The sequence below is a fragment of the Pseudoalteromonas prydzensis genome (assembly GCF_011050055.1).
Lineage (GTDB): Bacteria > Pseudomonadota > Gammaproteobacteria > Enterobacterales > Alteromonadaceae > Pseudoalteromonas > Pseudoalteromonas prydzensis_A.
Genome location: NZ_DRGM01000010.1, coordinates 1 through 23,472, shown reverse-complemented (window position 1 = coordinate 23,472; position 23,472 = coordinate 1). Strand labels below are relative to the sequence as shown.

Here is a 23,472-nt window from a genome sequence, read left to right as displayed (position 1 = left end):
CACCTGCCCACGGATTGCTGACTTAGGCAACGGGGTACTCGCATTTGTTTCAGTTAAAACCCAAAGCACCCACACACTGCATGCAAATCTCAGCAAAGTGATGAAGGGGTTACCAAAACATTATCCTGTCCAAGGGTTTGATTTACAGCTAAGTTATTCAATAGGTTATTGTGCCTTAGACAACGAAAACGGCTTTGATAGCTGGTTACAAAATGGCTATCTTTCATTGGCAGAAGCACCACACATAACCAGCCCAACTAGCCCGCCAAAAACCATGCCCACGATGATGAATATAAGCTTAGCAACCGCATTTCAAAATGCTTTAAAAGCAGACCAATTAACGATTTATCATCAGCCACAAATAAATTTACACTCAGGTAAAACGATTGGTAGTGAAGCTTTATTGCGCTGGCCTAATGCACCTTACGAACAGCTCAATATTGAGTCATTAATTTTATTAGCCGAACGTACAGGGCTTATCAACGAGCTCACCTTATGGGTGCTGGATAAAGCTTGTCAAGATATCGCTAAATTCAATTATGCCGGTTATACCGAGCATAAAGTCAGTGTTAATTTAAGCGCTAAGAACTTAATGATCCATAATTTAATTGAGAAAATAGAAAACACCTTACTTAAACATAATGTTCCCGCCAAACAACTTAAATTTGAACTGACTGAGTCAGCTTTAATTGTAAACCAACAGCAAATGATTAACTTAGTTGAACAATTAACACACCTTGGTATTGAAGTAATTTTAGATGATTTTGGTACTGGCTATTCGTCACTAAATTGTTTTGTTAGCTACAATTTTTCAACCTTAAAAATAGACAAATCATTTATTATCGACCTACCTACTCATAGCGCCAACAAAGTCATTGTTAAGGCTGCGATTGAAATGGCCCATAGTCTTGGTTTAAAAGTGACGGCTGAAGGCGTAGAAGATGCAACAACACAACAACTTTTACGCACTATGGGCGCAGATTATGGCCAAGGGTATTATTACTCCAAAGCCATTGCTGTCGATGATTACTTACTGTGGCTTGCCGATAAATAACTATTCTATAAAAATCATCTTCAACGACTAATCATGTTTAGGTATTTAAGCAAAGTAGCCACAAAACTGATAAAATCCCCTTTTTCACATCTTTAGGGGCGTAAAGATGCAAGGTACTCTCAAAAAACTAAAATCATCGCTAACACAACCAATTCAGTATTATTTACCTGTGGGTGATGAGTTAGTCGATCTAAATGCGTATATCGGTAAACAACTCACTTTAACTTTTAATGGCGCAATTTTATGCTCAAGCTGCGGTAAAAAAACCAAAAAAAGTTACTCGCAAGGACATTGCTTCGTATGTATGCGCAAACTCGCTAGTTGTGATATGTGTATTATGAAACCTGAAACCTGTCATTATGACCAAGGTACTTGCCGTGAGCCGCAGTGGGGTGAAGAAAACTGCATGATCCCACATTATGTCTATCTAGCTAACACCTCAGGGCTTAAAGTCGGTATTACTCGCCATACACAAATACCAACTCGTTGGATTGACCAAGGTGCAACTCAAGCGCTGCCTATTTTTAAAGTACAAACGCGGTTGCAATCTGGTTTAGTGGAAGTGGCACTTGCGCAGTTTATTGCCGATAAAACCAACTGGCGTAATATGCTCAAAGGTCAAAGTGAAGTGCTTGACTTAAAAGCCGCCGCGGCTGAGTTAATTCCACAAATCGCAGACAAGCTCAATGAACTGGCAGAGCTATTTGGTGCCACAGCTATTGAGCAATTAGATGAAGAGGTTGTTGATTTAGAGTTCCCGGTTACTGCTTACCCAACCAAAATTAGCTCTTTTAACTTTGATAAAGAGCCCGTAGTAAGTGGTATTTTAAACGGCATCAAAGGCCAGTATTTAATTTTTGATACTGGCGTTATCAACATCCGTAAATTTACCTCTTATGATGTTACTGTAGGTTGATTTTTTAACTGATAAAACTCTAACCATTGCCGCTGCGTTAACGGGCGGCAATAGTAATAACCTTGGATCACATCGCAGCCTATAGCCAATAAATAACTATACTGGGCAAGCTTTTCCACCCCTTCGGCAATAACCTGTAAATTTAAACTATTTGCCATCGCAACGATAGCAGCAACCACTTCACTATTGCCATATTCATCGGGGACTTTCGCAATAAAGCTAGCGTCTATTTTTAACGTATCTATGGGTAGTTTTGTCAGATAACTCAAAGCAGAATAACCGGTACCAAAATCATCAAGTGCAATCTGTACGCCCATTTTTTTTAGTTGCTGTAACTCTTTTTTAGCCTGACTCAATGAGCTAATAAAACTGCTTTCAGTGAGCTCTATTTCCAAGCAATGGCCTGGCAAGTTATAGCGCTGTAGCATCTGTTCAACACTGTTCGATAACTTGCCTTGGCTAAGGTGACAAGCCGAGATATTGATAGCCAAACGCCCTGCGGTTATGCCCAGTTTTTGCCACAAAGCCAACTGGATACCGGCATTATTAAGCACCCAAAGATCGAGCTTGACAATTAAACCTAATTCTTCTGCCAGAGGAATAAACTGTGCCGGTGAGATCAGCCCAAGAGCTGGATCATGCCAGCGCAAAAGAGCTTCTACCCCTTTAATTTTATTGGTTTTTAAACATTGCTTAGGTTGAAAGTACAATTCAAACTCGTCATTTTCAAGGGCATGCTGAAACCGACTCATCATCGCCAAGCGCTCTAATGAACGGGCATTCATTGATGATTTAAATAGCTGAAACGAATTACGACCCACTGCTTTTGAACGATACATAGCAATATCAGCATGTTTGAGCAGCGTTTCACTATCAAGCCCATCATCAGGGTAAACCGCAGCGCCAATCGATGCCGTAGCGCCCACCTCAAAGCCTTCAAGTTGAAAAGGCGTATTTAAGTAGCTGAGTATTTTATCCGCTATGCTTATTACCGCTGCAATATCATCGATTTCGCATAGCACCACAAATTCATCACCGCCTAAGCGAGCTAAAGTATCGCCTTCGCGCAAAACACTTTGTATTCGTTTAGCAACTAATTTTAGCAGCACATCACCGGCGCTGTGGCCTAAGCTGTCGTTAATTTCTTTAAAGCGATCAAGGTCAATAAACATCACGGCAAGCATATCATTGCAGCGATGCGCCGCGGCTAATGCCATGCTTAATCGGTCATTAAATAAGCGCCGATTTGGCAGCCCCGTTAGTTCATCAAAATAAGCAAGTTGAACAATTTTCTCTTCTGCATTTTTACGCTCAGTAATATCACTAAAAATAGCCGCGTAAACAATTTCATCACTATTAGGCTCACGTATTTTAATAATGGTGAGCCATTCAACATACACATCACCATTTTTTTTGCGATTACAGATCTCCCCTTGCCATACCCCTTTTTCTACAATTGATTGCCACATTTTAATATAAAAATTTTTACTGTGTTTACCTGAACTTAAAATGCGCGGGTGCTGGCCGATGACGTCTTTTGGTTTATAACCAGTCAGCACTGTAAAAGCCGGGTTAACTTGAATGATCACCCCATCTTGCTGAGTGATCATAATGCCATCTAATGATGCATCAATAATCTTATTGGCTAAGTACAGGTTACGTTGTGAATGCTGCAGCGCTATATCACGCTGCTCAAGTACTTTTTCAAGCTCACTGCAATACGCATTTTCTATTTCATTAATAAGGTGCTCAAGGGTAAGTACCCCTTTAATTGCTTGTTCGTCACTGACAACTAAATGGCGTACATTGTTTTCTGACATTAATCGATAAGCATCAAACAAACTGCTTTTAGAGTGTACTTGGTACAAAGGACGGCTTGCCAACTGCCAGCATGATATGTCGTTATTCGGTGCAATGATCAGATGCAGTAAATCTCGCTGAGTAATAATGCCATGCTCGTTTAGTTGCTGGTTATATACTAAGATCACTTGCTCTGCACGTTCTCGCATCATACTAACGGCTTCATTAAGAGCGCAATGACTTGGCACCACTAACACATCTTGATGATATTGATCTTTAATCGGCCTAAATTGCAAATAATGATCAAGCCCCTGATTTCGTACGATATCAGTAATACTAACCACACCGCACGGTAACTCATTTTCATCAACAACCAATAAATGGCGTACGTTATGCTGGTGAAAAACAAGCGCAGCATCGCTCAGTAATTGCGAAGATGAAATACTTAAAACAGGGCTCGACATCACACTACGGATCTCAAGGTGCTTAATATTACTGTCGGTAAAATCGAGCTTAATGCAATCAGCTTCAGTCCAGATACCGCATATCTGCTGGCCTTCTTGCACAAAAATAGCGCTGACATTATGCGCCCGCATTAACTTTACGACATCGATAAGTTGCGTGTATTTACTACATGAAAGTACTTTATCAGTGAATACATCACAAACTTTCTGGTAACGACTACTTTTTGGCATTACAGCATCCCTAGCTTTACACGAACCAACAAGTATAATTAAGCCAATAAATGACAATTTGATTTAGGACAATAAATAAACATGCCATACCCAAAAATCATTATTTATAATGAAGAGCTAGAAGTCGTTACTCAGCCAAGTGACGTAGATGATTTTTTATATGGAATGAATAAAGACACGCAAGCACAAGTAACTTTGTTAGATCATAATGGCAGTTACCACACTCTTGATGGCGAGCCTTGCCAAGCACTGTGCAGTGAACAATTAACTCACTACGTTAAACAGTATTTAGCTAACGAGGGGCACTGTTGTTTAAGTAAGATAGAGCAACTCACTCCACAGCAAGCATTTAATTTAGTCGCTTTGAGTTAATGCTTTTACATGGGCAATAGCACTACGGCCAAGGGCTGAAAGTGCATAACCACCTTCTAAATAAGAGATAATACCTTTACAGCCAAGTTTGTTACTAAGTTGCGCAAGCTGTTCTGTAAGCCAAGCATAATCATCTTCAACGAACTTTAGGCTTGCCATATCATCTTCAAGGTGGGCATCAAAGCCTGCACTAATAAACAATAACTCAGGCTTAAACTCTGTCAACTTAGGTAACCACTGCTGATTATAAAGCGCTTTTAAATCATTGCCATCGCTGGCTATTGGCAACGGCGAGTTAACTAGCGTGGCATTATTTTCAATCGCAGTATTGGGGTAAAACGGGTATTGAAATAACGAACAAAATAATACATTTTCATCATCAATAAAAATGTCTTGGGTGCCATTACCGTGATGAACATCAAAATCGACAATCGCAATGCGCTTAACCCCTTTGCTTTGTGCGTATTTCACCGCAATTGCTAAGTTATTAAACACACAAAAGCCGGCAGAGGTGGTACGGTTTGCATGATGACCCGGTGGCCGTACCGAGCAAAATGCGGCATCAAGGTTATCCGCTAATATTTCATCAACAGCTAAAACCCCAGCTCCTACCGCACGCTCAATGGCCATCAGTGAATCAGGACATAACCAGGTATCACCATCAAGTGACGTTAAACCTTGCTCTGGTATGCTATTTTCCACCAGCGCAACAAGGGCTTCATCGTGAGCTAATAAGTAATGGTCGCGGGATGCCTTGGGAGCTTGCTTTTGCTGTACAGCAATATCTAACCCGCTTGCTAACAAACGATCGGCAATCGCATCTAAGCGCTCAGGGCACTCAGGATGATCGTCAATCATTTTGTGCTTCCGACAAAAAGGATGGGAAATAATCGCAGTACGCATAACAGCTCCAAAAACTAATTTACGCGATAACTATAACAAAGCCACTAAACAGTGGCTTTGCGACTTTGGTTTATGTGCGTCAACTATTACTGTTTGGCTTTGAGGGTCAAATTTCTAAAATCAAAGCTAAAATCGGTTACAGCTGTTGAAACAGCGCGCATTTTTGCCTCAACCACGCGATTTTTACTACTCATAGTAAAGCTAATGTAAGCATCAGCCTCCAGTAACTTTTCATCCCACTTAACAATGAAGGTATTGCCCGTGTAATGCTCTAGTTGACCTTTTAAACGTTTGGTATGCGTGAAATCAATCCGTAACTTACCGTCTAGCTCTTCAATCACCACATCGCCATACCAATCATCGTGCAAGGTGCCAGTGTAGCTAATATTAGGTAATTGTGGCTGATAGTCAGCTGGTGCTTCAGGTTTAGCATTGGCATAGGCTTTTTGCTTACCTTCAAAGTGCTTTTTAGCGAGTGTTTCAACCCAATCCTTATCTTCTAAATCGAGTGCATCTTCAAGTATTTCATAGGTCACTGCCGATAAAGCACTAAACGCTTGTTGATTACTTAGGATCACAATCCCGAGGTTTTTCTCCGGCAATAACGTGACTTGCGATACCATGCCTAAAATACCACCACCATGGCCTAACTTTTTAATGCCATGGAAATCTTCAATACTCCAACCTAAGCCATAACCTCTAAATTGCTGATGGTAAGCCTCATACGCACTTTTTGAAGCCAGTGAGGTGATATGCGGATGCCACATTTGCGCTTGTTGTTTTTCACTAAACAGTTGCTCGCCATTTGGCATTGTGCCATGCGCTAATTGGGTGCGTAGCCATTGGCTCATATCACTGACACTTGATGCAATCGCGCCGGCACCGCGAAAATCTTCTAAATAGTTAACAAAAAATGGGTGTAACTTGCCATCCATTGGAATATGGCCGGTTGCCCAGTTTTGATTACTTTTTGGAATACGTGAAAACCCCGCACGGGAATTATCCATATGCAAAGGCTGCAGAATATTTTTTTCGATGTAATCATTCCAGCTCATACCAGAAACACGCGCCACCACTTCACCGGCGGTGACAAACATCAAGTTGTTATAGGCGTATTTGCTGCGAAAGCTGCTGGCGGGTTTTAAATATTTGAGGCCTGCTAAAATATCTTCAATCGATTTGTCGGTATCAGGCCAAATCATTAAGTCGCCTTGGCCAAGCCCTAAGCCACTACGGTGACTTAATAAATCACGGATCGTCAGTTCGCGGGTTACATAAGGGTCATACAAGCGAAACTCAGGGAGGTGATCAATTACTTTATCATCCCAACTGATTTTGTCTTCATCAACTAATTTAGCTAATGCTGCGGCAGTGAATGCTTTGGTATTGGATGCGATACCAAATAAAGTATCTTTATTCACCTTATTACCGGTATCTAAATTGCTAACCCCAAAGCCTTTAGCCAAAATAACTTTATCGTTTTCAACTACGGCCACAGCCATTCCTGGGACATCAAAACGCGCCATTGAATTTTTAATTACTTGCTCAATCTGGGTAGTGTCAATGTCGGCGTAGCTATTAAATGCACAACCTGTCAATAATGCGCCAGCTATCGCTAATTTTGTTAACGTCATAACAATCCTTGGGGTAAGTTTTAGTTTTTATTTTTATGTACAGCAAACTCAATAGCCGCACGTACTGTATCGCTATCTTGGCATGTTGGCCGAGATTTTATGGCTTCACTGTACGCATTTGGCACGCCTGCTTCAAGTGCCCCGCGATAAACGTGCTGCATATACCAATCATAGGGCAGGATGTTTGTGTCAGTCGTATTGGCCATATAACAATGTGCCGCTATTTTTTGCCCATCGAGTAGCGTAACCTGAATATCAACACAGTCATAACGTGGCCCTTCAATGGCATCTAAAATCGTTTTTTCGTCGTCATTAAGTTGGTATACCACTCCATAAACGTGGGCATTATCATCATTTGAAGGCCGTACATTGCCTTTTCCTGAACCATCGCTACTGACCATATCAAAGCTTAACTCATAGCCAAACAATGTTGCCGTACCAATACGCCGCGCGTTTGGTAATCGTGCCAATAAACGACTAGATGACATATTAGAACCAAACGAAAAATTATATACAGCCATACCCACCTACTTCACTTAAGCAAAATCCAGATCACTGAGCCTTTTTACACCACAATTCTTATTGCTAATGCAATGAGGATAACGCCAATACCACGGTCAAACCAATGGCCACTTTTTTGAAAAAAACCGCGCACATTAGGTTTTGATAACACTAAAGATAAAAACGAAAACCACAGCCAAGTTGCTAATGCCATATAAAGCCCATAGCCTGCTTGGATAATTAGCGGTGTTGATTGGCTGATCACTAAGGTAAATAACGACATAAAAAATAACGTTGCTTTGGGGTTTAGCGCATTGGTTAAAAAACCACGACGAAAAGCAATCCAACTTGATTCAGCCGCAACGGATTGTGAAGTGGTTTCTTGTTGTGCTGTTGCAGGCTTTGCAGCTCTGAGAGCTTGCACGCCTATATACGCCAAATATGCACCCGCTAAATATTTTAATGCCATAAATACGTTTGGTGATTGCGTTAAAAGCACCGCGACACCTAACAAGCAATAACTAACATGGAGCAAAATTGCCAAGCCAACCCCAAAGCTGGTCCACAATGCATTAGCTCGCCCTTGTTGAATACTCTGTTTAAGTACAATGGCAAAATCAGGGCCGGGGCTTGCTACAGCAAAAAAATGTGCCAGTGCAATTAATAAAAATTCATCTAAATAAACCACTTATCACCCTGCTTTTTGCTCATCAAGTGCTAACAACAGCGGATTAGCTGTATCGTTGACTAAGGCTTTGATCTCTTTCTGCGCCTTTTTAAATTGGCTACGTAAATGCGGCTTTAAATACTTTTTAGAGTCTTGATGGCCTTTAAAGTGACAAACCAGTGCATGCATAAATACCGTTTGCGCTTCGCTAAGTGCTGCTTGCCTGTTTGCATACGGGTTATAGCAAGAACCGCAGCCGCCTTTAAACTGGTAAACAGTATTGCTCATCATCACTCCAAAACCTAAAAAGCACGCCAATGCATCTGCCGCTTGCGGTAAAAACTCTTTTCCGCCTGGGGGCAGCACACCGACATGATGGATCATAATGGTGGCTAAGGTACCGGCAAAGCTGGCCACTAAGTCTTGTGGCTGATTAATTTGATTAGGATTAAATGACACATTCACATTATGACTAGGCGGTACAATTAACTGGCTTCGCTCACCGCGTAAATAATTACTAAAGGCAAAATGTGGAAATACTTGCGGCTGTAATTGTTGCGGAGCCACCAGCTTGATTGGCCACGCCTGTAACCCTGCATAACCCACTACGCGCTCAAACACTTTACTCGCCATTTCCTCAATACTTGACACCGCATCAGGAAAACATTGATGATTTGGCAGTACTAACTGCGAATGACTAATAAAGTAATCACTGTCAAAATTTTCCACCGCCCACACAAAGGTATCAATCAGCCATTGCTGCTCTTGCTGCTCTAATAAGGGTTTGCTTTTAAATAACGCTAACATAGTCTGCTCTTTTTACTTATACCCATTGCATTGGATTACTCTTGCTGTTGTGCCCACGCCCACGCTTGGGTGTTATACAATGGCACAGTCGATAGTGCATGATGATGACTACCCGTTGATTCTTTAGTTGAATATGATAAATACAGCAAAGTACGAGTTTCTGCATCATAAATGCGACGCACTTTTAACGATTTAAATAAAATACTTTTTGATGATTTAAATACCACCTCACCTGACTTACTACGATCAATCGCTTGCAACTGTTCTGCGGTAATTGGCCCAGTTTGACGACATGAAATTGACATATCCGATGGATCAGAAAAGTCTAAATTCGCTTCAACATGACTTATATGACAAGTAACCCCCGTGATTAAAGGGTCCTGCTGCGATACCACTTTAATATCTTTGGTGGTAAATAACCCTAAACTAACTGATGCAGCATCGTCAGAACAACCCGATAGCGTGATCAGTAAACTTGCCAATACGCCAAATATAATCGCTTTCATAATTTTCCTTGCTCCAAATAAGTAGAACGGTTTGTGGCTTACATTTAACTATGTTTCAATACTAACTCAAATAAATCACAACAACGAGCACCGACACAATGAAAAAAGCATTCACATTACTTTGTTTACTGCTAATAAGTCACGGCGCAGCAGCTGGTTACTCACTCAGTGTTTACACGGGTAAAAGCTTTAATCAATCATTACAGACCGAAGAAGGCTTAGCGATTGAGCTTGAAGATAGTAATCACCTTGCTTTTAGCATTGATAGAACTATCGATTCGGCTCGTTATGGGTTTTATTTTTCAAATACGAAAAGTGATTTTCAATCATCCCCAGGGCTTGATGTAGAAATGCAGTATTTTTTATTTCAAAGTGCCGTTGAAGTACCTTTAGGCAACCGTATCAACGGCTATGTTGGCGCACAAATTGGCGCTAACCATGTAAAGCCTAATTTTGCCAGCTCAGATACGTTCTTTGCCAGTGGCTTATATGGTGGATTTGAATACTTATTTAACGACCAAGCACGGGTTTTATTTGAAACTCGTTGGCTAGCGACGATAGTTAATAACGCCAGTAACGTTTCTTGCACCTTACCAACGGATGAAGACAATCAATGTTTATGGCATTTTGATGGCGATGTACTTAATCAATTTCAAACCAGCTTGGGCTTCACATACCGTTTTTAAGGGAAGTAACCAGATCATGCCGCACATTATTATTGAGCACTCAGAAGATTTACCCGTGTTACCGCAAGTGTTGGTTGAAAAAATACACAATGCTGCATTTGCGACCGGCTTGTTTGAACTGCCAACGATCAAAACTCGCGCTATAGCTTACACCCATTATCAACTAGGTGACGGTAAGGAAGGGTTTATCCATATTGCCGTGCATATTATGGCTGGACGCAGTATTGAACAAAAACAGCAGCTCAGTGAAAGCTTACTGCATTGCTTGCAAATTTATTGTCGGGACTCTGATAGTTTAAGTGTCAACGTACACGATATGGAACATGAGATTTACCGAAAGTGTTAATATTTAAGGTAAATTTAAATCTCTAATCAATTTGCAATAACAGCTCCAGCTTCGAAAGAAGATGGTCTTAAATTCCTTAGTCGCGCCAGATAAAAAGTGAATAAGTCTTAACTTGATCTGTCAGATTCGATTAACAGGTGTGATTAACAGGACTCAATCAAATCTGACACTCGCATATGTGCCATTTTCGGACGTTCGGCTCTAACTCACTTTTGCCCCAAAACGAGCCAGAGTAGCTGACTGCCATTGTCCTAGAAACCACATTTTGACATATTAAACCTAATGCGCTTAGTATGAGCCAATATACCTATTTACTAGTTTGGGAAATAAAAGCATGACGAGCGAAAAAACGTTTACAATCAGTGATTTTATAGCACTTAAAAATAGCGAACTATCCAATGCGCAATATTACAATGAAAGATTAGATCGATTCATGGAGGCTTTGGAAGGGGTTTCTCATTGGGACAATGGAGAGTACGACCTATCCGATCTAGAAAAAGCTTGGAATGATACCGCATCTAAAATGCCTTACGATGATCACGGAATGCAGTCAGTTTAAAGTAGCGTTTGTTCAGAGGTGTGCTGATGTGAATGTGTAACACACCTTTGCCCCTTTCCGTGCCAGCAGCACTCAGCCCCTCAATCTGCATCGATACGCTTTGCATTACTTTTACTCATGCTTCGAACTCTACTTTTGTGGCCAAATTTGCTAGTTCACTACAATTCGACCAAGCATTCGGCTATAGCTAAACTTGTTCTAAGATCTTATTCAGCAACCTTAATTCGCTATTAGCTCGCTCAAGGCGATCTCTGCAATTTTGAACAAGCTCCTGAGCAGCATTGTCAACAAACCCTTGATTTGCTAATTGACGGGTAGTTTGTGCCCTGATTCTTTCATGTTCTGCTTTTTCATTGTTCAACTTCTCCATAGTTTTGTCTTGATTTAACTGAGCCTCAAATACCCATAACTTCTCATAGAGACTCTGAACTTCTAAGCTAGTCGTTGCATGAGAGAAGTTATAGTTATACTCATCAAATGAATGGTGTTCTTGATTTTGACCACCCCAGTTTATTAGATCGTTTTTCAGGTAGTTGAAGGTGTCGACATTACCGTTTAATGATTTTGCAAACTCGGTATAAGTTGCCTCTAAGCTGATTTCCAACCAATTGTCTTTTTTGAGCTGTCTACTAGAAAATGTTGTCGTAATTTGAATTTTATTTCTAACACAATACTCATTGACCATAGTCTCAAACCAAATTCGCGAGTAGACCAATGCCTGACGAATGTCGTAGACCTCTAGTGCTTCTTTAACCTTTTGAGAGTAACTCACACCAAAGTTTTGTATTACTATTCCCTTTGATGTCGATTTCAATATTTGACTTGAAAATGTGTCCGCATCAGTAGCTCTTTTATGTTTGTTGGAAATCTTTTCCCAAAACATTCTGTCATGTGTTGTTATTATCCTTTGAACTTGTTTTAGATAATCATCTTCACTAAATATATCTATAATGTTTGACCGATGTTCAGTATCAATTGCATTTACCACATCATCAAAAACAATCACTGGATGACAATTTTTCTTGGCTACAGATAACAATAAGGCAAGTCCTAAGCCTCTTAGATGTCCTTCACTTAACACACAAAATGCGTCATCTTCACGACCATCTTGCATCTTAAGAATAATTCTATATGTACCGCCTACTTGTTGAAATTTAACTTCCGAAACAATTTCATTAGGATTGTCATGCTTGTTGATCTGATTGTAATAATTGAGTGTTGATAGTTCTATTCCACTTATGTTTTCAGCCTCTACTCCTCGCTTGTACTCATTAAGTTCTGAAAATAGTTTCTTGTAACTATCTTCTAGCTGTTTTGCAAAGTCGTTAAATTCTTCGTCACGCAGTATTTGAATAGAGTGAGCTTTACTTTGTTTCAGAAGACGGATTATCTCTTCGCTAGTTTCCGGTAAAGTGACAGATTTTGTGGAGATATTTGTCTCAAAAACAGTAGCAGATCTGAGCTTTTTTTCGATCTTATCAATTATAGAGTTCAGAGATTCTAGGCGTTTAGCTTGATTTGCTACCCTCTTATTTTTTGCTCTAATCTCATCATTTAGTGTTTCAATCTCAGCCGAGAATTCGTTCAATGCTGATAATCGTGTTAAATATTCAGCTGAATCGGATTTGTTTGATGATAAAATACTATCAATTGCGAAAACCAAATCTTCCGATAGAGTATCCCGATTTAGTTCTAGGAATCTTTGTAGATAGACAAAGGAAACAGTTATACGCTCTTGTAATTGATGCTCTATACTTTTGCAGGTTATGGATGCCTGCTCTAAAAACTCTAACTTCGGCAACTCGTCTTCAGCAACCTGCTTCGGATGTTTTTGAACATCTTTAATTGGTGTTTCACAAGTTGGACAGTTCTCAATATCAGACATATCACCGAAGTTTTGAATAGCCTTATACAAATCTTTGTAGTTAACTTTACTAGCGTGAGTTGCTAAAAGGTTCCTTCTACTTGCTAATAATTCAATTAGCCAAGCAATTGAATTAATATATTTACTCAGGGAGTCTAGTTTGATCTCTTCACTAGCAACTTCAAATTTCTGGGTACTTAACATTAGGTGTTTCTTCAACCTATCAAAATAGTTCTTCCTTGTTACTATATGAGCACTATCATATTTTTCTAACCCAAACAGTTTCGCTAAGAGCTGTTGATCTTCTTGGATTTCATCAATCTTTGTTTTTCTCAAGCGCCTTTTATCAGCTAGGTCTTGACTAACCCCTTCATAACGCTCTTGGCCAGAGGTTCGAATAAACTCTTCAGCTTTGAATGAAGCTGGCTTAACCATTCCATTTACAATGTCATCAATCTCTTCGAGTTCAAACAATGTAGCAAGAACATCCGCTTGCTTAACGTTAGTATCCTTTGAACCCAATAGCGAAAACTCTTGTAGCCTGTTCCTATCAATAAAACAACTATTCCAAAATGGCGACTTAGGGACGACTCCATTGACTAACTTGCAGATAATGCTTGGTGCTCCACCATTCTTTATGTAGTTTTTTAATGGTGTATTCCTACGATTAGCTTCTTTTAAATTGTCCGTGAGGCTATATTCGATAGCCTCACATAATGATGTTTTTCCTCCACCGTTTGGTGAAAAAAAGACATTAACCCCCTTACTAAATGGGATTAATGTCCCTTGATCATTGTCGTTGAGTGAAGAGAAGCCTCTAAAGTTTTTGACTTGTATTGACTTCAGTGGCGTCAGGACTAAATTGGATCCGTCACGTTCTAAAGCCATATTTTGGTCCACAATTCGCCTGTACCTTTCTACCTGCCTTATTACTCTTCTTTTTAACTTATCTATGTCATCAAGCTCTGAATAAATTGCTTTTGTCAGCTTTTTGCCTTTCCGCTTTTTAATCAGAGACAATAGATATAGGTAAGAGAGATTATCATCTAGAATTTGATTTTTAAGAAAAGTATTTAAATGAAAGCTCATGGTGGGTACACCTGTGCAACTGGTCGTAATTACATGTTACCACTGATACTAACTATATGTTATTCAAAGTTTAACTCGCGAAGGGTTAGATTGATCTATGTAGTTGTTTGAGTCTTTAAATGCAAAAAAACGGACTCGATTAGCCTGCCCTCGTTCTCCCTCGGTGTCAGGTCTTGCGTATTGCTGCTGGAAAGTATAGCTTAGTTTTCTAATCCTAGATCAGTGAGTTAGAGCAGGAGTTCTAAATCATTTCTGTCCAAAAACGTGTTTGAACGAACTTCCGCTAATCGCTCTTTGCCGATGTTCGGCTGAGTGCCCAGGCTGTGTGAAAACTATTGATCACCTTTTGGTCTAAGTACAGATTGGTTATGATTAATTAGTCTTAGCGAACGATCCAAGTCAGAGACTAAATTTAGTATTATTAATTGGTCAGCCAAACCAAGAGTAACCTGTAATGTCTCACTATATTAAAGGTTTATAATTAATAGAGTGACTACCAATTTTGCATCTCAATTAGCCGAGATTCTGTACGCGCATATTCAAAGGCTAACTTTTGCCCTTGATATAAATCAGCAATTTCTACCTCGCTACTTAGCACCAACAGCTTACCGCGATCGTAAAACTCATCCACTAAAGCAATAAAGCGGCGCGCTTCATCGTCAAGCGTATGCTCTTGTAAGTCTTGCTTTTCACGCTGATAGCTGTCTTCAATACCATGCACTATTTGTTTTCCAGTGGCAGCCAACCCCATAACTGGAATATTACACACGTATACGCGTTGGTAATGCTGTGCTAAATAAATGTAATCTGCGGTGCTGCGCGGGCCAGCACACAACGCCATAAAATCGAACATAATGGCATTATTACTGCGCTGTAAACATTCAATAGTACGGCTGCAAATAGTAACACGGGTATCCGCGTGGAGCTGATCCGCAAACGCTAAAAAATTACTTTGTAACTCATTTTCAACGGCACTATTAAAGTAATAAGTCGCATGCTTGCCAAATCGAAAACGGTGATCAACAACGCCAGCAATATTAATAATGTGGCAATGAGTTTTTAATAATTCGATGGTGGGTAAAAATCGCGCGCGCTGTAAACCGTTATAGTAAAGCTGATCTGGCTGACAATTTGACGTGGCAACTAATACCACACCTTTAGCGAATAGCGCCTTAAAAAGCCCTGCCATGATCATCGCATCACCAATATCAGAAACAAAAAACTCATCAAAACAAATAAGTTTCAGTGTTTTTGACCACTCACTGGCTATTTTATCAAGCGGGTTTTGCAGCCCTTGTAATTGCCCTAACCGGGTGTGAACTTGGGCGATAAAATGATGAAAATGTAGCCGTGTTTTTTGCTTGATCGCAACACGCTCAAAAAACACATCCATCAACATCGACTTACCCCGCCCTACCGGACCATATAAATAGATACCTTGTGGGCTCACCGACTTACGCCACCAAACTTGTTGCTTTTGTAACGCCTGCGCTAACTCATCAAGCGCCTTCACAGCCGTAAGCTGGGCGTCATCAAGTTGCAGTTTGCCGCAATTAATTTGCGTATAATAATGCTGTAATATTTGCCCGCTTGGCACTGTCATAGACTGTACTGATTCGTTATACTCGCCACCATTGTAGCTGACTCAAAATGTGAACCCAATGAAATTCCCTTGCCGCTTAGATAAATTTATTAGCCATCTAGCTGAAATACCACGCACTAAAGCCAGAGCAAGTATTAAACGCAAAGACGCGACAGTGAATGGCGAAGTGATCACCGCTTATGATCATCAAATTACAGCCTCTGATGCTATTGTTTTTCAAGGTACCCCTTTGGCATTTTTAGGTAAACGCTATTATATGCTCAATAAACCAGTTGGCTATGTGTGCGCCAATAGTGATGATTTACACCCCACAGTATTTGAGTTATTAGACGAGCCTAACATGAGTGATTTTCATGTTGCGGGTCGCCTTGATCTAGATACCACAGGGCTGGTACTGATCACCAATGATGGTGATTGGTCGCATAAGATCACCTCGCCTAAGCACAATAAATTTAAAACCTACCTAGTTGAAACACAAGAAGCGCTAACAGCTGACGCACTAGAACAACTACGCCTTGGCGTGCTATTACACAATGAAAAAGAACTAACTCGACCAGCAATCGCAGAACAACTTGCGACTTACAGCCTACGTTTGTCAATTTGTGAAGGTAAATATCACCAAGTTAAACGTATGTTGGCTGCTGTTGGTAATAAGGTAGTTGAATTACATAGAGAAAAAATAGCAAATATTGAACTTGATGACACTCTTAGCAGTGGCGAATATCGACTTTTAAGCGCCGCAGAGATCACGCTTTAGCGATCCAAAAGGGAAACTTGAGTAAAAATCACGTCAAAATCCCTGATTATCGTTAATTAAAACTAACATCTGGCCGATAAACATGGTAGAAATTTAAGGTCAATAAAAATAATAAGGGGCGCAATGTGCTGTCAGGTTTAGCATTAAGAACTAAAATAATCTTGTTTGCTGGAGCGATGTTTATAGCACTTAATGCTATTGCATTACTGGGTTTACAATCTCTTCGTCACGCCAGTGAAAACGATAATATCGCTCGTATCAATCAGCTGATGAAAAGCACTGCTAATATTGTTGAGCAGTTTGAATTACTCGCAAAAAATGGCCAGTTAAGTGAGCAACAGGCACGCGAATTTGCCACCCAAATGTTGCGTGAAAACAAATACCACGACAGTGAGTATGTCTACGTCGTTAATGACAAGCTCGACTTTATTGCCACACCCCACGATCCGCAGCTGCATAACACTAGCTTTAATGATTTTAAAGATGCCAGTGGCAATAGCATTGGCCGTATGGTTGAACAGTTAGTTGGCAGCCAAACCAATAAAATTATTACCTACCATTGGGATTCAGTACGCGATGGTGAAACGGTTGATCTAACCTCCGTAGTACAAAAAACCCCGTATTTTGGCTGGTATGTTGGCACAGGGATCAGCGCCAAAGAAGTCGATGAACGGTATTGGAATACCGCCAAATGGTTACTTGGCCTTTCATTGCTTATTGCGCTTGGCTTAACCGCGGCGATTGCCCGCTTTGGTATTTCACTCAGTAATGCATTAGGTGGTGAAGTAGTAGAGGTAATTGATATTGTTAAGCAGGTTTCACGGGGTAATCTCAATTCACATATTCGTACCGATGCCCAGCCAGAAAGTATTATTGCTGCGATGCACTATATGCAACAAGGGCTGCGCGGTGTAGTCGGCGGTATAAAAGATGTGACCGATAGTTTAAAAAGTCAAAGCCTCGATAACGAATCACGCTCTACGGAGCTGGATAAACTAACGCGTAGTTTAAATGAAGAAACCCATATGGTGGCATCAGCCATTACTGAGTTGACAGCATCGGCACAAACAGTGGTTGAACATGCCGAGCAAGCCGCTTTTTCAGTACAAGAAGCAGAAAGCCAAGGCCAAAATGCAAGTCATTTAACTACTGAGGCAGCAAATACCATCGTTCTTTTAGAGCAACAAATTGACAGCGCTGGTAATAACATCCAACTCCTTGATGATGAAGTAAATAATATTGCAAATGTGCTTACTGTTATTCAAAGTATTGCCGAGCAAACTAACCTATTAGCACTCAATGCTGCCATTGAAGCTGCCCGTGCCGGTGAACAAGGAAGAGGCTTTGCGGTAGTTGCGGATGAAGTACGTCAACTCGCGCAGCGCACGCAAACCAGTACTGAAGAAATTCGTACTATGATAGGTAAGTTACAATCCGCCACTAAAGATGCCAAAACATCGGTGAATTTAAGTATTACCACCAGTGAACAAACCGTAGCTAAATCTAAAGCTGCCAGTGAAGAGTTGCAACGGGTGGCTGCATCTCTAAGTGCCATCGCGCAAATGAGCCATCAAATAGCGATTGCAGCCAAAGAGCAACTTGATGCCGGAGAAGATACTGCAAGACGTATTGTGACCATCTCTGACACCGCGTCACAAACGGCAGATGTATCACATCAAGCCCATGCAGCAACCGATTTAATTAAAGGCTTAACCAACAATTTAGAGGCTGAAACAGGCAAATTTAGTTCTTAATTGGTTATTCACGCAACAAAAAACCCGCATCGCCTGCGGGTTTTTTATATATCTAGCTTTTTATCCACAGTACAAATTAACCTAAGATTTAATTTGTACTAAGTCAAAGTCAGCCATGCTTGGCACGATCATTTGCAATCGCGATTCGGTGACATCCAGCGAATTTAGGCATTCACAGTATTCTGACGCTTTAAGCTCTAATTGTTGGGCTTTTTTCTGCAGTGACTTATCGATTTCTTTAGAAATAATATCCATGCGCAGGCCCATGTCATTGATGCGATCTTCGATATTGCCTTCGCGAGACTTAAATGCATCGCCAAGCGAAACTAAAATGGCACCAAGAGAGCCGTGAACGGCAGAGTGAATTTTTTTGCTGATCTCTTCTGTAAAAAAATCATCGATTTTTGAAAGCGATTGAGGCGCGATAAAAAAGAAGTCATCCCCGCGTTTAAACTTGTCCATTAAAGCACGTTCTACATATTGCAATTGCGTTTTCAGTACTTCAGGTTCTTTGTCTGACATGCCTTCAACAACTTGCTCTATGGCACTTAAGCCAAGATTGACACCATCGGTTGCCAGCTCCACCAGCTCCGGCACAGTATCGCGAATACCGGCACTGAACTGCATTAATACCTGGCTTTCTTCAGGGCTCAAATCTATCCAATAACCACGAATAAACAATTGATTATCATTGTTGATTTGCACACGAGTTTGACCTTTATCAACAATACGGATGACATCATCAGTGATGATCAAACCATGTCTCAGCTCAACTTCACACACGGCTTTAGCACTAACATTAAGACTTGATAGTGCTATGGACATCGCCAATATCGAACGAGATAAAAACGCCATAAACACCTCAAAAAGACTAAAAATGGAAGGCGGCTAGGTTAACAAAAAACCAGTTTTATGCAAGAAAAATGGTAAGCGCGATTTTACATCGCGCATGAATAGAGCAAGTGCGCGGGATAAACCCGCGCCTACATCTAAATAGGTGAGCCGGGTGGAATTGGTAATGCCTTAAAGTTTGCAGGCCAATCGCCAGTCGTTAAGAATTGTTTAACTTGATCAGCTAAGTATTGCTTAAACGCACTTTCGCCAACATCAGCACTGCTAAGTAAAGACTCTTGTTGGTATGCCTTCGTGAGTTTAGTTAAGTAATAACGTAGTTGGGCTTGCACTTCTGGAGCCACTTTATCACTGGCTACTAAGTCAGCAAATTGCTTTGCTGTTAGTAATTGCACGCGTTGGTTAATCTTACCCGCCATGCCTTTTTTACTCTGGCTCAAAAACACCTGCTGATACACTTTTGCAAGCAGTTCATCCAAGCTAAAAAATTCTTCGCTACGCGCTTGCTGCTGCGCTAAACGATTTAATCGTTGGCTATTTAGCAATAACGCTAAACTATGCTGTGCTGCAACTTCGGGGAGCGCCATTGCGTCTAAGGTTAAGCCAGTACGGCCAACAATGCTTTCGCGGCTTTTAGATTCGCCATACGCTTTGGGTGGAATTAGCGCTAACACGGATTCTGGTAATACTAAATTGTCAGCATTCAAGGTGGTTAACAGCGCTGCTAACGCTTGTTGCTGAGTTTGTTTAGCAACCACTTGCGCGCCTTTGACGGCACCTTCACCACGCACTTCGTACTCATAATCAACACCCGCGATCAGTTTTACAGCAGACTCGACCTGATAACGATGAAATAAATACAGCGGTACCAACATTTCTTCCAGCTGAGATAGAGACGTGCCAACTTTGATATTGTTAATACCAAAATTAGTCAGTGCTTGTTGCCTTACTTTAAGTACTCTTAATAGTTCTTCACTTGGCGAACTGCCGTTATCCCATAAATGAGCAGTGGGATGCGCGCCACCTTGAGCACGTGCATCACTATCGGAGATAAACTCCAGTCCTTTAGCTTGGTTATCGGCTAAAATTGCTGCCAACTCGGCACTTTCATCAAGGTTACGAAAATCACTGTAACCGTACTTTATAACCTGAGTATCCCACTGGCCCATACCATTTGCATAACCACGGCTAACATCCAGCTCACCTTTGTCATTAAAGCCGACTAATGGGTGCGGGTAATCCATCACCGAAGCGCGATCGGCCACCGATGCTGAAAAGTTATGCGCAATACCGAGTGTGTGGCCAATTTCATGGGCACTTAATTGACGAATACGGTTAAGCGCCATGGCTTGTAATGTTTTAGCGACTTCATTGCCCTGTAAATAAGGTGCAGCAAGGGCTTCGGCAATTAAAATATCTTGGCGCACCCGTAATGAGCCTAAGGTAACGTGCCCTTTTAAAATCTCACCGGTGCGCGGATCAATTACCGAGCTGCCGTATGACCAACCACGGGTTGCGCGGTGCACCCATTGGATCACGTTATAGCGAATATCCATAGGATCAGCGTTATCTGGTAATACTTTAACAATAAAGGCATTTTTATAACCCGCTTGGGCAAAAGCCTCATCCCACCACTTTGCGCCCTCTAAAAGCGCTGTTTTTACCGGCTCAGGGACACCCGGATCTAAATAATAAATAATCGGCTCAACCGGTTCGCTAATAGGTAAGTTTGGATCTTTTTTGCTAAGGCGGTGGCGTGGGATATAACGCACCAGCATAGGTTCATCTAATGGTGCGGCATAATCTTTATGTTCAATACTCCAATAACCTGATTGCGGATGAAATATACGCGGTGTGTAATTGTCATCAGGTAATTCAATTAAAGAATGATGCATATGTACAGTTAAGGCATACGGATCAGCACTGACTTGACGAATATATTCACCTGGTTGAGTGCCATTAAAGGTCAATACGGCTTCCAACTCGGTGTTTTTCATAAACGCTTTAGAGCGTTCCATGTTTACCGCACTGCGGCTTTCATCAAGGCTAAAATTGCCTTGCTTGCGTGCTGCAAGCGTTCGGCTCACACCATGTACATCACTTAATAAATACGGCGTGTAATCAATCAGCACTGCTTGTGGACTTTGTGCCACCACTTTAAAACCCGCTAAAATACTTGATGCAAACGCTTCTTGAATACTTTTTTGTTCGGCTTTATTACTGGTATTTGCACGGTAGTAGGTATTAATAGCCCGCAGCATGACTTTATCGCCAAAGCGTTCAAACTGCACTAAATGTGTATTACCTAATTGACCACGATCCAGGCCAATATCATTAGAGCCCACTCCATAAGGTAAGCTTTGCTGTAATAGAAACTGCTGTTTGAATTTATTTACTTTTAAGTAAATTTTGCCGTTTTCAGTATCATAATAAAAAGAAAAATAGCCCGGAAAATGATTCATTTGCTCAGTAAAATCATTAATAGACTTAATTGCTGCGTGCGCTTGGGTTATCATAGTCAGCAACACAGTAAAGAGTATGTAACGTATCGATGGTATTTTTTGCATAATCTTATCTTTGTTATTCGCGTTTTAAATACTTTCAAGGTGTATCCAGTATAGGATATTGCACCTAAAATACAGTTATTTAAGACGAAATTCAGCGCTTGCTGTGATGATCCCTCTCACCCTTATGATTATCATGGCTTATAACGTTATCAGGAAAATAGAATGCGTAGACTACCTCCAGTATTACTTGAAGACGGTTGCCCAAGAGAGCTAATCTCATTAATCCGAACAGTTTTAGCGGCATGTAAGGAAATTTCTTTTCGCGTAGGCCAAGGGGCATTATCAGGTGTGCTCGGTTCCACACTTGATGAAAATATTCAAGGCGAAACACAAAAGAAACTCGACGTACTTACTAACCAACTACTTAAAGATATATTACTGGAATCAGGCTACGTAAAAGCGATTGCCTCAGAAGAAGAAGATTACACGGTTGCCGGTAACCCGAATGCAGAATATATCGTCGCGTTTGACCCACTTGATGGCTCATCAAATACCGACATCAACTCACTGGTAGGGACGATTTTCTCAATCATGAAAGCGCCTGCAGGCTCTGATCCAGCAGATCAAAGCATCTTTATGCAACCGGGTAAAAACCAAGTCGCTGCAGGGTATGTATTATACGGCCCATCAACTGTACTTGCGCTAACCACAGGCAAAGGCACACGCTTTTTCACCTTAGATAAAACGCACGGCAGCTTCTTATTAACTCAAGATTTTGCCAAAGTGCCTGTTGATACCAATGAATATGCCATCAATGCGTCAAATCAACGCCACTGGCAACCGGCGATGCAAAACTACATTAATGACTTAATGGCTGGTGAAACAGGTCCACGAGCGCGTAACTTTAACATGCGCTGGATTGCCGCCATGGTCGGTGATGTGCATCGTGTATTATGTCGCGGTGGTATTTTTACTTACCCTACCGACACTAAAGATCCAAACAAACCAAATAAACTACGCCTACTTTATGAAGCAAACCCAATGGCTATGCTGATCGAACAAGCCGGCGGCATCGCCTCAACTGGCACAGAACGCATTATGGATATTCAACCCGACGCCATCCACCAGCGCGTAGCGGTGATTTTAGGTTCAAAAAACGAAGTAGAAACCTGTTTGGGATATCATAAGTAATAGCTCTCAGCTCTCAGCTCTCAGCTCTCAGCTCAAAAATAAGAACCATGCTTGTTAGGTCAAGCATGGTTTTTTTATCTAAACTGACGGCTGACGACTGACGACTGACGACTGACGACTGACGGCTAAATTATCAACAGCCCAACCAACCTCGCAACTTTACTCTTATCAAGCTCGCCCATTTGTTCGCTGTTACTCAGGGCATAGATAACCCCTTCGACAGCGCTGTAGTCGATGTCGGTTCTAGATTCAATTACATTCGCCCACAGCTCTAGGTCGTCTAAATCTATCTCGCCTGCTAGGCAACGAGTGAGCACATCGAGTACGGTTGTCAGCGTTAATACGTAAACTGGGCCTTGCTCATCACTCGTTGATGAAACGATGATACTTCTGTCTCTTATACACATCT

At 41.1% G+C, this 23,472-nt stretch carries 21 protein-coding genes; 9 read left to right on the top strand and 12 right to left on the bottom strand.

Annotation, left to right across the window (positions count from 1 at the left end):
- Together ENH88_RS00750 and ENH88_RS00745 are read left to right on the top strand one after the other, a co-directional pair.
- Nucleotides 1–1,054: EAL domain-containing protein (locus tag ENH88_RS00750; RefSeq protein WP_304178431.1), on the top strand; the 1,054-nt coding region annotated here is incomplete at its 5' end.
- A gap of 106 nt (nt 1,055–1,160) precedes the next feature.
- A complete protein-coding gene (locus ENH88_RS00745) occupies nt 1,161–1,970 on the top strand; it encodes a DUF2797 domain-containing protein (RefSeq protein WP_304178430.1) in 810 nt (269 codons plus the stop codon).
- On the opposite strand, the gene ENH88_RS00740 is transcribed toward ENH88_RS00745, so the two are convergent.
- Entirely contained in the window at nt 1,949–4,465 is a 2,517-nt protein-coding gene (locus tag ENH88_RS00740; protein ID WP_304178428.1) for an EAL domain-containing protein, read from the bottom strand. The genes ENH88_RS00745 and ENH88_RS00740 overlap by 22 nt on opposite strands.
- Nucleotides 4,466–4,546: 81 nt before the next feature.
- On the opposite strand from ENH88_RS00740, the gene ENH88_RS00735 reads away from it, so the two are divergent.
- Nucleotides 4,547–4,837, top strand: coding sequence for a DUF4144 family protein (locus ENH88_RS00735; RefSeq protein WP_304178426.1), 291 nt, complete (start codon nt 4,547–4,549; stop codon nt 4,835–4,837).
- Here ENH88_RS00735 and ENH88_RS00730 read toward each other — a convergent pair.
- The 6 genes from ENH88_RS00730 to ENH88_RS00705 form a co-directional block, all read right to left on the bottom strand.
- Complete coding sequence (locus ENH88_RS00730; protein WP_304178424.1) at nt 4,820–5,740, bottom strand: histone deacetylase family protein; 921 nt, start codon at nt 5,738–5,740, stop codon at nt 4,820–4,822. The two genes, ENH88_RS00735 and ENH88_RS00730, sit on opposite strands and share 18 nt — an antisense overlap.
- A gap of 86 nt (nt 5,741–5,826) precedes the next feature.
- Nucleotides 5,827–7,374, bottom strand: a complete 1,548-nt coding sequence (locus ENH88_RS00725) for a serine hydrolase (protein ID WP_304178421.1) — start codon at nt 7,372–7,374, stop codon at nt 5,827–5,829.
- A gap of 20 nt (nt 7,375–7,394) precedes the next feature.
- Nucleotides 7,395–7,895, bottom strand: coding sequence for a gamma-glutamylcyclotransferase family protein (locus ENH88_RS00720; protein WP_304178420.1), 501 nt, complete (start codon nt 7,893–7,895; stop codon nt 7,395–7,397).
- A 44-nt stretch (nt 7,896–7,939) separates the two neighbouring features.
- The gene (locus ENH88_RS00715; RefSeq protein ID WP_304178419.1) at nt 7,940–8,563 is read right to left on the bottom strand and encodes a LysE family translocator; all 624 of its coding nucleotides are present in this window, start codon (nt 8,561–8,563) and stop codon (nt 7,940–7,942) included.
- A 3-nt stretch (nt 8,564–8,566) separates the two neighbouring features.
- Nucleotides 8,567–9,349: a hypothetical protein gene (locus ENH88_RS00710; protein ID WP_304178417.1), complete on the bottom strand. Its 783-nt coding sequence runs from the start codon at nt 9,347–9,349 to the stop codon at nt 8,567–8,569.
- A 35-nt stretch (nt 9,350–9,384) separates the two neighbouring features.
- Nucleotides 9,385–9,855 (bottom strand): CreA family protein, encoded by a 471-nt coding sequence (locus ENH88_RS00705; protein ID WP_304178414.1) that lies wholly within the window; start codon nt 9,853–9,855, stop codon nt 9,385–9,387.
- A gap of 98 nt (nt 9,856–9,953) precedes the next feature.
- Here ENH88_RS00705 and ENH88_RS00700 point away from each other — a divergent pair, with 98 nt between their 5' ends.
- The 3 genes from ENH88_RS00700 to ENH88_RS00690 all read left to right on the top strand — a co-directional run bounded on the left by ENH88_RS00700 (nt 9,954) and on the right by ENH88_RS00690 (nt 11,446).
- Nucleotides 9,954–10,541: a hypothetical protein gene (locus tag ENH88_RS00700; protein ID WP_304178413.1), complete on the top strand. Its 588-nt coding sequence runs from the start codon at nt 9,954–9,956 to the stop codon at nt 10,539–10,541.
- Nucleotides 10,542–10,557: 16 nt separating this feature from the next.
- A complete protein-coding gene (locus tag ENH88_RS00695) occupies nt 10,558–10,887 on the top strand; it encodes a 5-carboxymethyl-2-hydroxymuconate Delta-isomerase (RefSeq protein WP_016708456.1) in 330 nt (109 codons plus the stop codon).
- A gap of 334 nt (nt 10,888–11,221) precedes the next feature.
- A complete protein-coding gene (locus tag ENH88_RS00690; protein ID WP_304178407.1) occupies nt 11,222–11,446 on the top strand; it encodes a hypothetical protein in 225 nt (74 codons plus the stop codon).
- 187 nt (nt 11,447–11,633) lie between these two features.
- Here ENH88_RS00690 and ENH88_RS00685 read toward each other — a convergent pair whose 3' ends face one another.
- Entirely contained in the window at nt 11,634–14,399 is a 2,766-nt protein-coding gene (locus ENH88_RS00685) for an AAA family ATPase (RefSeq protein WP_304178405.1), read from the bottom strand.
- A 493-nt stretch (nt 14,400–14,892) separates the two neighbouring features.
- A complete protein-coding gene (gene zapE / locus ENH88_RS00680) occupies nt 14,893–16,002 on the bottom strand; it encodes a cell division protein ZapE (RefSeq protein WP_304178404.1) in 1,110 nt (369 codons plus the stop codon).
- A 58-nt stretch (nt 16,003–16,060) separates the two neighbouring features.
- On the opposite strand from zapE, the gene rsuA reads away from it, so the two are divergent.
- Nucleotides 16,061–16,759, top strand: coding sequence for a 16S rRNA pseudouridine(516) synthase RsuA (gene rsuA, locus ENH88_RS00675; RefSeq protein WP_304178401.1), 699 nt, complete (start codon nt 16,061–16,063; stop codon nt 16,757–16,759).
- Nucleotides 16,760–16,884: 125 nt separating this feature from the next.
- Nucleotides 16,885–18,513 (top strand): methyl-accepting chemotaxis protein, encoded by a 1,629-nt coding sequence (locus ENH88_RS00670; RefSeq protein ID WP_304178400.1) that lies wholly within the window; start codon nt 16,885–16,887, stop codon nt 18,511–18,513.
- 81 nt (nt 18,514–18,594) lie between these two features.
- Here ENH88_RS00670 and ENH88_RS00665 read toward each other — a convergent pair whose 3' ends face one another.
- Complete coding sequence (locus ENH88_RS00665) at nt 18,595–19,368, bottom strand: YggN family protein (RefSeq protein WP_192542384.1); 774 nt, start codon at nt 19,366–19,368, stop codon at nt 18,595–18,597.
- A gap of 134 nt (nt 19,369–19,502) precedes the next feature.
- On the bottom strand, nt 19,503–21,932 hold the full coding sequence (locus tag ENH88_RS00660; RefSeq protein WP_304178396.1) for a zinc-dependent metalloprotease: 2,430 nt from the start codon (nt 21,930–21,932) through the stop codon (nt 19,503–19,505).
- Nucleotides 21,933–22,094: 162 nt separating this feature from the next.
- Between ENH88_RS00660 and ENH88_RS00655 the strand changes: the two genes are divergently transcribed.
- Entirely contained in the window at nt 22,095–23,063 is a 969-nt protein-coding gene (locus ENH88_RS00655; RefSeq protein ID WP_304178394.1) for a class 1 fructose-bisphosphatase, read from the top strand.
- Between the two features lie 125 nt (nt 23,064–23,188).
- On the opposite strand, the gene ENH88_RS00650 is transcribed toward ENH88_RS00655, so the two are convergent.
- Entirely contained in the window at nt 23,189–23,470 is a 282-nt protein-coding gene (locus tag ENH88_RS00650) for a hypothetical protein (RefSeq protein ID WP_304178392.1), read from the bottom strand.
- Nucleotides 23,471–23,472 lie beyond the last annotated feature (2 nt).

Coding starts and splice junctions, on each gene's coding strand:
- ENH88_RS00745 (WP_304178430.1), top strand. CDS start 1,161: ATGCAAGGTACTCTCAAAAAACTAAAATCATCGCTAACACAACCAATT.
- ENH88_RS00740 (WP_304178428.1), bottom strand. CDS start 4,465: ATGCCAAAAAGTAGTCGTTACCAGAAAGTTTGTGATGTATTCACTGAT.
- ENH88_RS00735 (WP_304178426.1), top strand. CDS start 4,547: ATGCCATACCCAAAAATCATTATTTATAATGAAGAGCTAGAAGTCGTT.
- ENH88_RS00730 (WP_304178424.1), bottom strand. CDS start 5,740: ATGCGTACTGCGATTATTTCCCATCCTTTTTGTCGGAAGCACAAAATG.
- ENH88_RS00725 (WP_304178421.1), bottom strand. CDS start 7,374: ATGACGTTAACAAAATTAGCGATAGCTGGCGCATTATTGACAGGTTGT.
- ENH88_RS00720 (WP_304178420.1), bottom strand. CDS start 7,895: ATGGCTGTATATAATTTTTCGTTTGGTTCTAATATGTCATCTAGTCGT.
- ENH88_RS00710 (WP_304178417.1), bottom strand. CDS start 9,349: ATGTTAGCGTTATTTAAAAGCAAACCCTTATTAGAGCAGCAAGAGCAG.
- ENH88_RS00705 (WP_304178414.1), bottom strand. CDS start 9,855: ATGAAAGCGATTATATTTGGCGTATTGGCAAGTTTACTGATCACGCTA.
- ENH88_RS00700 (WP_304178413.1), top strand. CDS start 9,954: ATGAAAAAAGCATTCACATTACTTTGTTTACTGCTAATAAGTCACGGC.
- ENH88_RS00695 (WP_016708456.1), top strand. CDS start 10,558: ATGCCGCACATTATTATTGAGCACTCAGAAGATTTACCCGTGTTACCG.
- ENH88_RS00690 (WP_304178407.1), top strand. CDS start 11,222: ATGACGAGCGAAAAAACGTTTACAATCAGTGATTTTATAGCACTTAAA.
- ENH88_RS00685 (WP_304178405.1), bottom strand. CDS start 14,399: ATGAGCTTTCATTTAAATACTTTTCTTAAAAATCAAATTCTAGATGAT.
- zapE (WP_304178404.1), bottom strand. CDS start 16,002: ATGACAGTGCCAAGCGGGCAAATATTACAGCATTATTATACGCAAATT.
- rsuA (WP_304178401.1), top strand. CDS start 16,061: ATGAAATTCCCTTGCCGCTTAGATAAATTTATTAGCCATCTAGCTGAA.
- ENH88_RS00665 (WP_192542384.1), bottom strand. CDS start 19,368: ATGGCGTTTTTATCTCGTTCGATATTGGCGATGTCCATAGCACTATCA.
- ENH88_RS00660 (WP_304178396.1), bottom strand. CDS start 21,932: ATGCAAAAAATACCATCGATACGTTACATACTCTTTACTGTGTTGCTG.
- ENH88_RS00655 (WP_304178394.1), top strand. CDS start 22,095: ATGCGTAGACTACCTCCAGTATTACTTGAAGACGGTTGCCCAAGAGAG.
- ENH88_RS00650 (WP_304178392.1), bottom strand. CDS start 23,470: ATGTGTATAAGAGACAGAAGTATCATCGTTTCATCAACGAGTGATGAG.